Below are 14,030 nucleotides of genomic sequence, written 5' to 3' on the forward strand. Positions count from 1 at the left end.
GTTCAGATGTGGTGAGTCTACCATCACCAGTGCTGGCATCGTGCTCATAATGACGCAGCTAGATACACAAAGTCTCCGGGGTACAGCCTATCTTCGGTGCGATGGAGCTGAGAGCAGCCTATTGTGAGTCGTATTCGTCCCGACTATCCAGAACCATATGAACGGCCCGCTGACGGACATCGAGGGAAAAACGCGTATTTTTAGTCATCCTGTTTACCTCTCTCAAGGAGTTTAGTCTCCAGGATTACCGGGGCGGTTCAGATCTTATTTTCAAAAAAAACGACAAAAGTAAAATTAAGAGTAGCTCTCACCAGTAAGTAGCGTTGGCCGTAAAAGCACTTTCATTTACACGAAAAATGCCATATAAATATGGCAGTTACATCCATGTAAACCATTAGTAATAAATAGAATTACCACCTTATTTAGGCCGACGCTCGGCCTTTTTTTTATGCTATTACCGCTCGAATCTTGGACAATTCCCCCCACGCATCCAGCCTTTTCCACCAGTTCGAGTAAAAAACGATTTTATGCCTATCCGAACGCTTTCATTACAGCGCTCGGAAACCGCTAACTGAGCAACAGAGACCGACTGCTGTCCCAGGGTATCCGTGCACGACCATAAACGTGAATTAAATCCCGCCACCGACGCCTTTGAATTTTTCAATGAATGCTCCGATTTTCTGAAATACGGTCTGTTTCTTGGTTTTGTACTGCGGATTTAGCGGGCTGAGTTTGGGGAGCGTCGCGTTAAGCTCAGTTCCGTTTTCCGTCGCATACTCGCGCTTCAGCGAGGTACGGATGTAACGCCTGGCGGCCTCTTCATTAAGGTTCTCCTCTTTTATCAGCTCATCCGCTTCACGTTGCTGTTCCCGCTGAGCGAAGGTAAAGAACGCATCAATGATACCGGCCTTATCCGGCATGTCATCGAGGTTGGTCTGCTGGATAAAATCAACGACCAACTCCTCCTTGGCGCGGTTACCCAGGCTGGAGCGGATAAGCCGTCGCACCTCTTCAGTCAGGGCCGCTTTGCCCTTGTTCTGCTTGTTATGCTCGAATATCAGGCCAAGGATATAGTCCAGATTAATTTCCTGTGACTTCAGCAAATCAATCTCAAACACCACGTCCTCCCAGTCGGTCATGGACTTATCCTTGTCCCCGGCGGCTTTCTCGCGGCGCTGCCAGTCGCGGATATCGTTGTACACCGAGCGATAGTCCTGCACTTTGCGCTCTGCCGGCAGGCGAATGGTCTGAAGTTCAGCGAGTTTTTCATCATCCAGATAATGCGCGGCCTTGAAGGCCTCTACCGCTGCAGCGTCATTGGTATCGACCTGCTGCAGGGCTTTCAGGCTGGCAAACTCATCGTAGTTTTGCAGGATGTTTTCGGCACGCAGGTATTCGCCAAACAGTTTCACAAAAGCTTTTTTCTCTTTCTCGCTGTCAATGTCAGCCGGGTCTGGGAACTGTTGCTCCAGTGCGGTAACGATATCCATAAAGCCGCGTCTGGCCTCGCCGGTTATCACATCCTTAAAGCCGTCCATATATTCGGTATAGCTTTTTTCGAGAACGACGTTTTTGGTGTTCTTATCACCGAACAGCGTGATGGCATCAATGGTTGCGCGTTCAAGATTGCGGAACGTGACGATATTACCAAAGGTCTTGGTGGCGTCATAAATACGGTTAGTGCGCGAGAAGGCCTGCATCAGTCCGTGATAGCGCAGGTTTTTATCGACAAACAGGGTATTCAGCGTCGGGGCGTCAAAGCCGGTCAAGAACATGCCCACCACGATAAGGAGATCAATGTCCTGATTTTTCACGCGCTGCGCCAAATCACGGTAGTAGTTCTGAAAACCGTTGCTGTCGGTGCTGAAGTTCGTTTTGAAGTGGCCGTTGTAGTCGTCTATTGCCGCATCCAGAAACTCCTTCGCGCTGCTGTTCATGGCGCTGACATCAAAGCTCTCATCGGTAATGTCTCCGACTGCACTCTGTTCCTCATTGGCCGCAAAAGAGAAGATGGTGGCCACTCTCAGCGGCTTAGGAGTGTCGCTGTCCAAGGAGGCGTCGTGCTGTAGCTGTTTAAAGGCGTTATAATAGGCTTTAGCGGCATCCACGCTGCTGACCGCAAACATGGCGTTAAAGCCTTTTGCGCCGGGGAAGATGCGGTGCGTTTTTTGACGAAAGTGGGTCAGGATATAGCGGGTGATTTCCTCAAGACGGCGCGGGTGTAAAAATGCCTGCTGGCTTTCAGCTCCGCAGAGTTTCTTCTCGTCGGTTTCGGTTTCCAGTGCCTTGAAATGCGGCCGGACATCGTTGTAGTCCACCTTGAACTTCAGGACCTTTTCATCCCGAATGGCGTCGGTGATCACGTAAGAATGCAGCTCGCGACCGAACACGCTGGCCGTGGTTTCTGCACCCAATGCGTTTTGCGGGAAAATGGGCGTGCCGGTGAAACCAAACTGATAAAAGCGTTTGAATTTTTTGTTCAGGTTTTTCTGCGCTTCGCCGAACTGGCTGCGGTGGCACTCGTCAAAGATAAACACCACCTGCTGGCGGTACACAGGCAGGTTAGCTTCCCCTTTCATCAGGTTGTTAAGCTTCTGAATAGTAGTGACGATGATTTTATTGTCATTTTTCTCCAGGTTGCGCTTCAGACCGGCGGTGTTATCCGAGCCGTTGACGCTGTCCGGTGAGAAGCGCTGGTACTCCTTCATGGTTTGGTAATCGAGGTCTTTACGGTCAACCACGAAGAACACCTTGTCGATAAAGTCCAACTCGGTGGCAAGCCGCGCGGCCTTGAAGCTGGTCAGGGTTTTGCCTGAACCCGTGGTATGCCAGATAAACCCGCCCGCCTCCGGCCTTGACCAGCCTTTTGCGGCAAAAGCGCTGTTGATTTTCCATAAAATGCGCTCCGTCGCCGCAATCTGATAGGGCCGCATGACCAGGAGCGTCTGGCTGCTGTCAAACACGCTGTAGTCAAACAGGATATTAAGCAGGGCATGTTTCTGGAAAAAGGTCGCGCTAAAGTCTTTGAGGTCTTTTATCAGCGTGTTATCGGACTTCGCCCAGTTCATGGTGAAGTCGAAGCTGTTTTTATCCCGCTTGGTGGTATTGGCAAAGTAGCGGGTGTCGGTGCCGTTGGAAATGACAAACAGCTGCAGGTATTTGAACAGGGAGGTGTCACTGTTAAAGCTTTCTTTGCTGTAGCGGTGTATCTGGTTAAAGGCTTCACGAATGGCCACGCCGCGCTTTTTTAATTCGACCTGTACCAGCGGCAGTCCATTAACCAGTATCGTCACATCATAGCGATTGGCGTGCGTGCCAGCCTGCTCAAACTGCTGGGTAACCTGCATCTTGTTGCGCACCAGATTCTTTTTATCAATCAGGTAAATGTTTTCCAGTTGCCCGTTATCAAACGTAAAATCACAAATGTAGTCGATATGGATTTTACGGGTTTTGTCGAGGCTGCTGTCACTCGGACTGTCCAGATACTGTTCACAGAAGCGCCGCCACTCCCCGTCGTTAAACGCCACACCATTGAGGACCTGAAGCTGCGTCCGCACGTTGTCCAACATTACCTGCTGCGAGGGCAGCGAGACAAACTCATAGCCCTGATTGCGCAGGTCCTGAATCAGTTCGCGCTCCAGGTCCGATTCGCTCTGGTAGCTCTCAGCGGCTTCCCAGGCTTTGGTATATTTATCCAGGACAATAAAGTTATTGGTCTCGGCGACGGTGTATGTCTGTTGGGTCATAGCGCATCCTATGTGCCAGTGGGGCAAAACCGGCAGAAAAGCATACAACGTTACCGGCGCGGAAAAGTGGTTATCGATAATCCCGGTCAGAAACAGAACGCTGAGCGGGCAGTTGCTTCAGGTTTGTCAGTTAGCGGCGCCTGCAGGTTTGGGAAGCTGAACAACAGGTCACGATAGTACTCGTACTGCTGCTGACGTAGTGCGATTTCGCGGGGCAGGCCTTCCTCGATGGAATTGGTGAGGGTATCGAATTTATCTAGTATACTCACTATGCTTTTTTGTTCATCAAATGCAGGTACAGGAATTCGGTATTTTAATATTGCATCTTTATCTCCACGAGGCATCTTGGCCCCCCTGGCATGCTGCATGTTATATTCAAAAAAACTATCATCAGCTAAAACTTGATATAAATATCGTGAAAAAACCGAACCATCACAACAACGAATAACCAGTACATCGCCATTTGTGCCACCAATACAGTCAGACTGCCAAATTTTCTTCAAATATGGGCGAATATTCCCAATTAATATATCTTCATCAAGGAACTCTGTAAGATTACCAGATGTCGGCACATAATTAGACTGTGTTTTTCCTGCGCGGTTTTGTAGAAGATTATCAACACCCACATAGTTTGTTTTATCAAGTTTATCAAAACCAATACGAGTTTTAGAATACTTGGCAACCTCCCCCAAGGTCTTCCACTGAACCTCTCCTTCTTCAAAACTCAGCAACTGGTCGCGATAGTAGTTGTACTGTTTTTTACGTGCGTTAAGCTCAGCGTTAAGCTCAGCGGTAAGGGCAGTAAATGTATCCAGAATCCGGACGATTTCAGACTGAATGGCAAGGGACTTTTCTGGGTTGGAAGGGCAAGGAATTGGGACTAATCTTTTCTCAATTGCGGCTTTGCTTATGTGCATCATCGTGGAGCCTGTACTATGTGCATCTTTTAGTGCTTTAGTATCCCACTGCAACAGATAATACAGGAATTGCTTGCAAACAAGATTGAAGTCCGGAACTACTTTCCAGATATGATAATGATAAATAGATTTTCCATTTTCCCAAATTCTAGGACCAAAGGATGCAGACCAAGCGTATAAAAGGTCACCATTATCACAATACTTATCTGGGTCTAACTCTAAATCCGAGTAATACCAATTCTGATTGGTAAAGAAATTACCAACCCTTAAGACAGGATATTTTCCTTTAGATAGCAATTCTTCCTGTTTATAAGCACGGCCATTTATAAATCTGCAAACCTCAGCTAATGGTTTCCATTCAACCTTGGCACCATCCAGCAGTTTTTCCAGATAACTCAACTCGCTCATGCCTGCGCCTCATTGCCTTCAATTTCGGCCACAATGGCATCGATGTCTTTGCGTAATTGGTCGATTTTGCTGACCGTGGCTTTCAGTTCGGCATTTAGCTCGATGATATCAACAATTTCACGCGTATCTTTGGCTTGGACATAGCTACTGACGGACAGGTTGTAGTTATTGGCGGCAACGGCCTCAAGTGGCGCGGATTTCGCCAGATGGTCGATATCAGCCTTGCTGTCGAACACCTGCATAATCTGCCCAATATGCGCATCAGTCAGGATGTTGTTGTTGGTCTCTTTTTTGAACAGCCCGCTGGCATCAATAAACTGCACATCGGTGTCGGTTTTATGTTTTGACAGCACCAGAATATTCACCGCGATGGTGGTGCCAAAGAACAGGTTAGCCGCAAGGGAAATCACGGTTTCAACATAGTTATTATCAACCAGATACTGACGAATTTTTTGCTCAGCACCACCCCGGTAAAAAATGCCAGGGAAGCAGACAATGGCCGCGCGGCCTTTGGCTGACAGGTAGTTCAGGGCATGCAGCACAAACGCAAAGTCGGCTTTCGATTTCGGGGCCAGCACGCCGGCCGGTGCAAAGCGCTCATCGTTAATCAGCGTCGGGTCATCGCTGCCAATCCATTTCACCGAATACGGTGGATTTGAGACGATGGCATCAAAGGGCTTATCGTCCTTGAAGTGTGGGTCAGTCAGGGTGTTACCCAGCATAATATTAAACTTATCGTAGTTAATGTTGTGCAGGAACATATTCATACGGGCCAGGTTGAAGGTCGTATGATTAATCTCCTGACCAAAAAAGCCTTCTTCGATGATATGGTTATCGAAATGCTTCTTCGCCTGCAGCAAGAGTGAACCCGAGCCTGCCGCTGGGTCGTAGATTTTATTAACCTGGTTTTGCCCATGCATTGCCAGTTGCGCAATCAGCTTAGAGACGTGCTGCGGGGTAAAGAACTCGCCACCTGATTTGCCGGCATTCGCCGCATAATTGGAAATCAGAAACTCATAGGCATCGCCAAACAGGTCAATCTGGTGAGCATCGAAATCGCCCAATTTCAAGCCTTCCACACCTTTCAGGACGGAAGCCAGGCGGCTGTTCTTGTCTTTAACGGTGTTTCCCAGGCGATTACTGGTGGTATCAAAGTCAGCAAACAGACCTTTGATATCGACCTCAGACGGATAGCCGTATGCCGAGCTTTCAATCGCCACAAAGATACTGTTTAGATCGGCATTGAGTCGGTCGTTGGTGTTGGCTTTCGCGGCGACATTGCAGAACAGATGGCTCGGGTAAATGAAATAGCCCTTGGTTTTGATGGCATCGTCTTTAATGTCATCCGTAATGACGCTGTCATCAAGTGATGAATAGATAATGCTTTCTTCACCGGCTTCAATGTAGCTGGAGAAGTTTTCGCTGATAAAGCGATAGAAGAGCGCGCCAAGGACGTACTGTTTGAAATCCCACCCATCGACCGAACCTCGTACATCGTTGGCGATTGCCCATATTTGGCGGTGTAACTCTGCGCGCTGCTGAAGACTTGTCATTATTTATCCTGTTATTGGGCGCTTAGCTTCTGTTATTTAGGCGATTTTATCTTAAGTTCACCGCCGCTGCTCTTAAAATGACAAAGGAACGAGTATCCAAACTACCCCCAACAAGGGCTAGATGGTCCATGCTTCGTCAGGAAGGTTGTAGCCAGTTATGATTGATATGATTTAAAAACAAATATTTACTATATCTCAGGTGATTAAGGGGCACAGCCTAGAACCAACTATTAGTGGAATGAATCCGTGTTATCCAATGGTAGTCTTTCGGCCAGAGAGAGAGAGTCAACCTGGTATGGCTGTGTGGCAGAATAAGGAAGAACCGCCGCAACGCCGCCGTTTCATTACAATCAGGTTCTTCGGCGCAGCCCCCATCATGGCGGTGCTACCGTTTTAGGGGACGTAACGTGGCGATTATTCTGAGATCCATTCTCGGTTTTCCTTTTTCATAACGCCATTCATTCTTCATCTTACTGATGACTTTGCGCTCAACTTCTTGAGTAGCTGTCGATTCAAGGATTTGCATATTCTGTACCCGTCCATCTTCATCAACATCAAATTTGATACGCATAGAATTCGGTAGAAGTTTTTCATCCTTTTCGTGAGTTGTGGCCACCGTATCAGCCGAAGAAACGCGATCTGAGGGTATAACATGACCATTCGGTTCTACTTTTCCCTTTGACGCACAGGCTATCAGCAGCAATGAGATAAATACGAGCCTAGTCTTCCGTATCATCCATGCTTTCTCCGTATTGTATTCATATCCATCGATAATAAAGGGAATAAAGGGAATAAAGGGGCGGTATGGATCTATGCGAGATACTTACACTGGAGATATGTCATCATCTTTGTTATTGATTGCGCGCAAAGCATCATAAAGCGCTGTTTTACCAATTTTTAGTCGTCCAGCCGCCTCCCGGACACTCAATCCTTGTGCCATCAAACTCCGCGCCTTTTGCAAACTTTCTGTCGTTACGACGGGCTTACGTCCACCCTTTCGTCCCCTGGCAGCTGCAGCAGAAAGACCCGCCTTAGTTCGTTCGCGAATGAGATCACGCTCAAACTCTGCCAGTGCTGCAAATATTCCAAAGACCAGCTTACCCGGAGCAGTTGTGGTATCGATGGCCGCACCTTGTCCCGTTAGTACTTTGAGGCCAACACCGCGACCGGCCAGTTCTTGCACCGTATTAACCAGGTGAGCCATAGAACGACCTAACCGATCCAGTTTCCACACGACGAGAATGTCTCCTTCGCGTAGATAGGCCAACGCAGCATCCAGTCCAGGACGTTCGCTTTTCGAACCACTGATGACATCATCAAAAATTCTTTCACAACCCGCCGACCGCAGAGCGTCATTTTGCAAATCGATATGCTGATTGTCTGTTGAAACCCGGGCGTATCCGATCAATGCCATAATTTTCGCTCAAAATGTCCGTTAACTTGTCCATAAATCATATTGTCCGTTTACTCATAAAACAAGCCTGTTTACGGACGATTTATGGTATTCCGTTTAACGACCGTTTTGCGGACAATGTTTATTAACAAAATTATCTGACTAAGGGGGAAATCTCGGTGAGTGCTAAAACAGTGCGCCTTTAAAGCTTAAAACCGTTGCCCCCGCAAAATCTCCGGCTATCTCTGAAATCTGATCTTTGTTGCAGAACATACACTTATATAACTATTTGGTATCAATTAATGGTTATAAATAAATAAATGGCATATAAGATATATTATCAAAAATATCATTTAATTGGTGACACGGTTACTTATAGAAGCTATAAAACCGTGGCACCATTAGTTTTTTTATACATAATCGAGGAATTTCAAATGAACATTAAGTCGGCCGTTGAAAGGTCAAAACGTAAACGTGCATTATCAAGAAATGCCGGAATTAACGACAAGCGTGTGTCTCTTCGAACCGATGAAGATGCCCGTGAACTGGATGAGCTATTACAAAAGCAACTCACCCGATTCGTCAAAGTACACTTGTCCGGTGCGGATGAAATGAATGCGTTTTCTCCCCAGGTCCGGGAAGCGTTGGAGCAAGTTTTACTTCTGCAGGGCTCGCCGGAATACATCACTCCTCATGGTGCTTTCAGTACCTTTCTGACCACCCTGCTAGAAAATGGCATGACATCTGAAGTGGCACCTGCCGTCGCCATTTATACCGAGGTCTACCCAAGCAGCCTGGATTATGTGCTGAAATCTCTTCCGGCCAAAGCCATCAACAATCTCTGCAGAACGGCCAATAGCCAAGACGTGATTAAATGGACAGAAGAAAATCCGGGCTGGCAGGAGAGGCTCATTTACAGCGTCAAAGACGGTACCTTTGCTGCCTTTCTCCGGCAGGTCCGCGAGTCTATCGGAGCAGCGAACATTAACTACCGCTTTCTGATGATGCTTGAACATCTCTGCCAAGATGCTGGAGAGTTATCAGAAGAGATCCAGCAACAGGCGAAGGACATCCTGGCTCAGGCACCAGAAACTCTGGTTCTCTCCCCCCGTGAGTGGAATGAAAACTGCAATAATCTGCGTAGGTTTATTCTCTTTTTCATGATGATTGATCTTCAGAACCGTTACGGTGATAGGCAATCCTCGGATACCACCTTTATGATTCCCTTCTACAACCGCCTGCGTGAAGAACATGGGGTGGCGAATTCCCAGGTGATCTCATTTCATCCTGAGCACCCTCTCGCAAAAGATTACAAGTATGGGGTCTGTATTGGTTGGCGATATGACAGCTGGGAGCAGTTTTTTTACCAGATTGCCCATGAAGCAGTCCATCTCCTGAATCCCAAAGTTTGGCCCACTGGCACGCTCAGAACCTGTGCCCTCGATGAGGGAATGGCCGTCCGCTACGCCGAGGAAATGCTGGAGAAATATCTGCCCTACGTGAGTCGAGCTTTCGTGGATAGCCCTGTCGGTGCGAATACACCCTACAATTACGCCTGGCGGGCTGCCTGTAAACTGCCGGATACGGTATTGCGTCAAATACGCGACGAATTTGGCAGCTTTGGTGAAATAGGCGATGCGGCACGCTTTGCGGAGATGACATCGCAGTGGTTGACGCCGGAAGAAGCTGGCCTGCTAAGCGGGAATTTCTGTTACCGCTAACGTAACAGCGCCTGTTCTCTGCCGCTGCCCTATTCAGGGAGTTAGAGCAGGTGCAGGTTCTGACGCTGGAAGACTGGGTCAGTTAGCTGCGAACGGAGCGCTGGCGTAATGAAGGTCCGCTTTGTGCAAGGCCCTTAGAAAAGAGCGATGAAGGAGACTGTATGGGATTATTAAGCATGACTACGGGTATGAAAAGCATGTTCACGGGAACGATAAAACGAACAGCGCATGTGATGACCAGTACGTCTGAAGTTATATTTTTTGGTGTCCTCTTCAGCGAAGATGATGGGTGGCTTCGGGTCGCTACAGACGATATCCGGCTGGCTGAAATTATTGCTTTCCTACAGCCGGGGGACTGCGTTCGGATCGCGGTGCAGGGGAATATCGTGCAGGTAAAAAGCTGCTATCATCGGCTTATCGGGGTGGATATTACCTGAAGTCGTTTTCAGAGCTTATCTGCCGTGCTTAAGGACACAACATGGTGCTACGGAAGATATATAAACTGAGAATGATGAAAAGACGGCGTCACTTTAGGCTTTGGCCGCCTTGGTTCTGTTTATGGCAGTATCGGTAAGCACATCACTATGAGTAGAAGGTCACTCAACGATTCTTTTCTTTAGAGATGTGACAAACTGCCCTCATTTTAGGGTATGAGTTAGTCAAAGTCGGCTAGGATATTTTGAACAGTAAAATGTGACAATCTGCCCTCAAAATTCATTCCCATAGCCCCAAGTGTGACAAACTGCCCTCAGATACTATGGTTTGAAGAGCAATTTGATGTTGGAGCCACTTATGATTGGCAAATTGGCGAGGTGATACTGAGATATAAGAAATCAAGGGTGATTTGTCACAGTTCCATAAAATTGAAAATGATGTGAGAAGTGACTCTACCTGATTTTTTCTCTGTGTAATCAACTCTCATTGGGGTGCAAGAGTTAATTTCTGCAACCATTGGAATGAGAAATCTTCTGCGGAAATCTGGAAGACGTTGGTAACTTTGTGGCAATTGATAGCGCTCGATCATCCAGTCAATACTCAGGATAGCGACCCCTGTACTTCTGTATTGGCATAATGATTCATATAAGCGCATGGCATAAGGACTGGTAATTTCTTTAGTTTCACCAAGTCGGAATTGCGTAAAACGGTTCTGTAGACCAATAAAAAACGGAATGAGGTATGGATTTAGATGGATGATGTAAAGTCCACGGGAGGGTCTGTGGGCTCGTTTGATGACCCAAGGATAGGCATCATAAGCCTTTTCATCACCTTGGTCTTCGTCAGGTCTAAAGAAAATAACCTCTTTACCAACAAAATTTTTCGATGCATTTCGTATGTCTTTACTTGCTTCAGCTGAAGTCAAATTAAAAGTCTTTGCATATTCAGCCACTGTAATCTCACAAATGCCGTTGTGCGAAGGTTCAGTCCCCTCACCTGATGAAATATCAGCTTTACGTATCTGATCTACAAAAAGATACAGCATCCGTTTTTGGTCACGAGATAAACTATAGGCAGCTTCTGTTAGTTCATTGGATTGAACAATCCGTTGTCCTATTTTGCGCGATTTAACCAATGCAATATCCAATTCAAGCATAGCTTTTCCCATAAGTAACTGTGACAAGTTTTTATGTTGTCACGGGATATGATACGAGTCAATAAACCTGTGAATTAAGCAATTTTTGAGGGCAATTTGTCACAGTTTTAAGGGCAAGTTGTCACGGCTTGATGGCATGTTGAGGGCAATTTGTCACAATTTAAGGGCAAGTTGTCACGGTTACACCCCTACAGGCCACGCCAGTCCTAGATTTCGTGCTGCTAAAAAGGTTTATAAATAAAACCTAAAACGTATTTTAAAAATATCTGATGTATATGTGGATAACTTTTCAGCTCAAGTGATTCTCATTTGAGAAATGCAATTTCTGTATGACACATATCTCAGAACACTGAAAAGTTGAAAAAACCCGTAACAAAGACTATAGTAATGCTTACGGGTATGGGGATGAGAAGATTTTCATGGGAATTTATTTAACACCTGAATTTGAAAATGATCGGAAAAAAGCACGCATCAGCGACAGTATTTTGTGTAAAGCAGCAAAGGCTATTTTTAACGGTTTACCTGGTGATCAACTAGGTAAATTCACCTTTAAAAAGCGGCTTAGTTTGCCCAGTGTAGGAGCCAGCGATGGGGCTAGATCGATCATTTTCTTCAATAATGGCAATAACGTTTTTTTCTTCGATATGTACCTGAAAAGTGAGCTTTCAAAAAAGAAGGGAAAAGAAATTGAAGATGACGAAATCGAGGCTTACTGCAAAATTGGCAAAGATTTTATAGCAATGACTCCGGAGCGCATAGAAGATTTGCTGGATGAAAAAGAACTAATCGAGGTAATTTGTAATGACACAACGACTTAAACGCATTCAGAGCATGGCTGAACGTTACAACAAATTGGGAGTTGTAAAAGATGACACAGTGACTGCTATCAATGCAGCAGTCGCGGCCCGTAATATTCCTGCAATTCGAGTAATGACAGGCAGCCAGATTAGAGAGGTCCGCACTCGCTACAACCTGTCTCAGGCAGCACTGGCAATCACTCTCGGAATGTCTGTAGAAAGCGTCTCAAAGTGGGAAAGAAACGAAAGCAAACCTAACAATGCTGCTTTGAGGATTATCAATATCCTCGATGCTAAAGGGCCAGAAGTGTTTATGGTATAAGCTCACTTAGCCATACCAAACCAATGAAAGTCGCGTAAGCGGCTTTTTTAATGCCTCCAGTAAACCTCATTCTGGTTTACAGCCTCTTTGCTTGCATCAGCGGCTGTTACTGTGACCTGCCCCCAGGATTAGATACAACCGTCAGTTAGTAATGTCGGTTTGTTTACCTTCACATTTTCCATTTCGCCACCGTGCTGCAAACTCTGATGGCGTCAGATAATTCAGTGCCGAATGTGGACGACACTCGTTATAATCCTGCCTCCAGTCGTTAATGGTTTTCCTGGCGTGAACGATATCGCTGAACCAGTGTTCGTTCAGACACTCATCGCGAAAGCGTCCGTTAAAACTCTCAATAAATCCGTTCTGCGTTGGCTTACCTGGCTGGATAAGCCGTAGTTCCACACCATGCTCAAAGGCCTATTGATCGAGCGCGCGGCAGGTAAATTCCGGGCCCTGATCGGTTCTTATTGTCGCCGGATAGCCCCGAAACAACGCGATGCTGTCCAGAATACGCGTGACCTGAACGCCTGAAATACCGAAAGCAGCGGTGATCGTCAGACACTCCTTCGTGAAATCATCCACACAGGTCAGGCACTTGATCCTGCGACCGTTGACCAGTGCGTCCATAACGAAATCCATCGACCATGTAAGGTTCGGCGCATCCGGGCGAAGAAGCGGAAACCGTTCGGTCGCCAGCCCTTTACGGCGTCGTCTGCGTTTTACGCTCAGTGGTGGTAAATACGGTATACCCGCTTGTGATTGACGTGAAGGCCCTCCCTACGCAGCAACTGCCAGATACGCCGATAACCAAAACGTCTGCGTTCAAGCGCCAGCTCGGTAATACGCCCTGATAAATGTGCATCAGCAGCCGGACGCTGAGCATCATAACGGCAGGTCGACAGGGACAAACCTGTAAGCCTGCAGGCACGACGTTGCGACAGACCGGTCGCATCACACATCAACATCACGGCTTCCCGCTTCTGGTCTGTCGTCAGTACTTTCGCCCCAGAGCCACCTGAAGCGCCTCCTTATCCAGCATGGCTTCGGCAAGCAGCTTCTTGAGCCTGGCGTTCTCTTCCTCAAGCGACTTCAGGCGCTTAACCTCGGGCACCTCCATACCGCCATACTTCTTACGCCAGGTGTAAAAGGTGGCGTCGGAAATGGCGTGCTTACGGCAGAGCTCACGGGCAGAAACCCCGGCTTCAGCCTCGCGGAGGATACTGATGATCTGTTCGTCGGAAAAACGCTTCTTCATGGGGATGTCCTCATGTGGCTTATGAAGACATTACTAACATCGTGGTGTATTAATCAACGGGGAGCAGGTCAGTACCGCCAAAGTGAAAATACTTACCATAACTAAAGTGCTGAGTGGTTTTGCAAAACACAAACAAGACGCATTGGAAAATCCTACAATTTTGGTGGATATTCCCTTCGTTAGATTTCTTTAAAAAATCATAACTTAATGATTTTATTTGTTTTGATATTTTATCTTTTTATTAAAATGATAAAAAAATAAAATATTATATTATGAAATTAATTTTATGATAAAGTATTAAAACTATACACATACAGGTGAGAATTC

The 14,030-nt window shown here is 46.7% G+C and carries 10 protein-coding genes and 2 pseudogenes; 4 read left to right on the forward strand and 8 right to left on the reverse strand.

What is annotated here, in order from left to right:
* Positions 1 to 61: 61 nt before the first annotated feature.
* The 6 genes and pseudogenes from V2154_RS23530 to V2154_RS23555 form a co-directional block, all read right to left on the reverse strand.
* A pseudogene (locus tag V2154_RS23530) lies at positions 62 to 208 on the reverse strand (IS3 family transposase); the annotation flags it as partial.
* A 421-nt stretch (positions 209 to 629) separates the two neighbouring features.
* Positions 630 to 3,746: an HsdR family type I site-specific deoxyribonuclease gene (locus V2154_RS23535; RefSeq protein WP_353504282.1), complete on the reverse strand. Its 3,117-nt coding sequence runs from the start codon at positions 3,744 to 3,746 to the stop codon at positions 630 to 632.
* A gap of 86 nt (positions 3,747 to 3,832) precedes the next feature.
* Entirely contained in the window at positions 3,833 to 5,071 is a 1,239-nt protein-coding gene (locus tag V2154_RS23540; protein WP_353504283.1) for a restriction endonuclease subunit S, read from the reverse strand.
* On the reverse strand, positions 5,068 to 6,624 hold the full coding sequence (locus V2154_RS23545; RefSeq protein ID WP_353504284.1) for a type I restriction-modification system subunit M: 1,557 nt from the start codon (positions 6,622 to 6,624) through the stop codon (positions 5,068 to 5,070). The genes V2154_RS23540 and V2154_RS23545 overlap by 4 nt, the downstream gene beginning before the upstream one ends.
* A 385-nt stretch (positions 6,625 to 7,009) precedes the next feature.
* Positions 7,010 to 7,360, reverse strand: a complete 351-nt coding sequence (locus V2154_RS23550; RefSeq protein ID WP_353504285.1) for a TonB family protein — start codon at positions 7,358 to 7,360, stop codon at positions 7,010 to 7,012.
* Positions 7,361 to 7,447: 87 nt separating this feature from the next.
* Positions 7,448 to 8,038: a recombinase family protein gene (locus tag V2154_RS23555; RefSeq protein ID WP_353504286.1), complete on the reverse strand. Its 591-nt coding sequence runs from the start codon at positions 8,036 to 8,038 to the stop codon at positions 7,448 to 7,450.
* Between the two features lie 413 nt (positions 8,039 to 8,451).
* Here V2154_RS23555 and V2154_RS23560 point away from each other — a divergent pair, with 413 nt between their 5' ends.
* Positions 8,452 to 9,738 (forward strand): hypothetical protein, encoded by a 1,287-nt coding sequence (locus V2154_RS23560; RefSeq protein WP_353504287.1) that lies wholly within the window; start codon positions 8,452 to 8,454, stop codon positions 9,736 to 9,738.
* 161 nt (positions 9,739 to 9,899) lie between these two features.
* Positions 9,900 to 10,175 (forward strand): hypothetical protein, encoded by a 276-nt coding sequence (locus V2154_RS23565; protein WP_353504288.1) that lies wholly within the window; start codon positions 9,900 to 9,902, stop codon positions 10,173 to 10,175.
* A 410-nt stretch (positions 10,176 to 10,585) separates the two neighbouring features.
* Here the strand turns inward: V2154_RS23565 and repE are convergent, their stop codons facing one another.
* Positions 10,586 to 11,329, reverse strand: a complete 744-nt coding sequence (gene repE, locus V2154_RS23570) for a replication initiation protein RepE (RefSeq protein ID WP_353504289.1) — start codon at positions 11,327 to 11,329, stop codon at positions 10,586 to 10,588.
* 419 nt (positions 11,330 to 11,748) lie between these two features.
* Here repE and V2154_RS23575 point away from each other — a divergent pair, with 419 nt between their 5' ends.
* Positions 11,749 to 12,147, forward strand: a complete 399-nt coding sequence (locus V2154_RS23575; RefSeq protein ID WP_353504290.1) for a type II toxin-antitoxin system RelE/ParE family toxin — start codon at positions 11,749 to 11,751, stop codon at positions 12,145 to 12,147.
* Complete coding sequence (locus V2154_RS23580) at positions 12,131 to 12,448, forward strand: helix-turn-helix domain-containing protein (protein WP_353504291.1); 318 nt, start codon at positions 12,131 to 12,133, stop codon at positions 12,446 to 12,448. The genes V2154_RS23575 and V2154_RS23580 overlap by 17 nt, the downstream gene beginning before the upstream one ends.
* Positions 12,449 to 12,589: 141 nt before the next feature.
* On the opposite strand, the pseudogene V2154_RS23585 reads toward V2154_RS23580, so the two are convergent.
* Positions 12,590 to 13,703: pseudogene (locus V2154_RS23585) on the reverse strand (IS3-like element ISRaq1 family transposase).
* Between the last annotated feature and the right edge of the window lie 327 nt (positions 13,704 to 14,030).

Origin of the sequence: Ewingella sp. CoE-038-23 (assembly GCF_040419245.1) — a bacterium.
GTDB lineage: Bacteria > Pseudomonadota > Gammaproteobacteria > Enterobacterales > Enterobacteriaceae > Ewingella > Ewingella allii.

Coding starts and splice junctions, on each gene's coding strand:
- V2154_RS23535 (WP_353504282.1), bottom strand. CDS start 3,746: ATGACCCAACAGACATACACCGTCGCCGAGACCAATAACTTTATTGTC.
- V2154_RS23540 (WP_353504283.1), bottom strand. CDS start 5,071: ATGAGCGAGTTGAGTTATCTGGAAAAACTGCTGGATGGTGCCAAGGTT.
- V2154_RS23545 (WP_353504284.1), bottom strand. CDS start 6,624: ATGACAAGTCTTCAGCAGCGCGCAGAGTTACACCGCCAAATATGGGCA.
- V2154_RS23550 (WP_353504285.1), bottom strand. CDS start 7,360: ATGATACGGAAGACTAGGCTCGTATTTATCTCATTGCTGCTGATAGCC.
- V2154_RS23555 (WP_353504286.1), bottom strand. CDS start 8,038: ATGGCATTGATCGGATACGCCCGGGTTTCAACAGACAATCAGCATATC.
- V2154_RS23560 (WP_353504287.1), top strand. CDS start 8,452: ATGAACATTAAGTCGGCCGTTGAAAGGTCAAAACGTAAACGTGCATTA.
- V2154_RS23565 (WP_353504288.1), top strand. CDS start 9,900: ATGGGATTATTAAGCATGACTACGGGTATGAAAAGCATGTTCACGGGA.
- repE (WP_353504289.1), bottom strand. CDS start 11,329: ATGCTTGAATTGGATATTGCATTGGTTAAATCGCGCAAAATAGGACAA.
- V2154_RS23575 (WP_353504290.1), top strand. CDS start 11,749: ATGGGAATTTATTTAACACCTGAATTTGAAAATGATCGGAAAAAAGCA.
- V2154_RS23580 (WP_353504291.1), top strand. CDS start 12,131: ATGACACAACGACTTAAACGCATTCAGAGCATGGCTGAACGTTACAAC.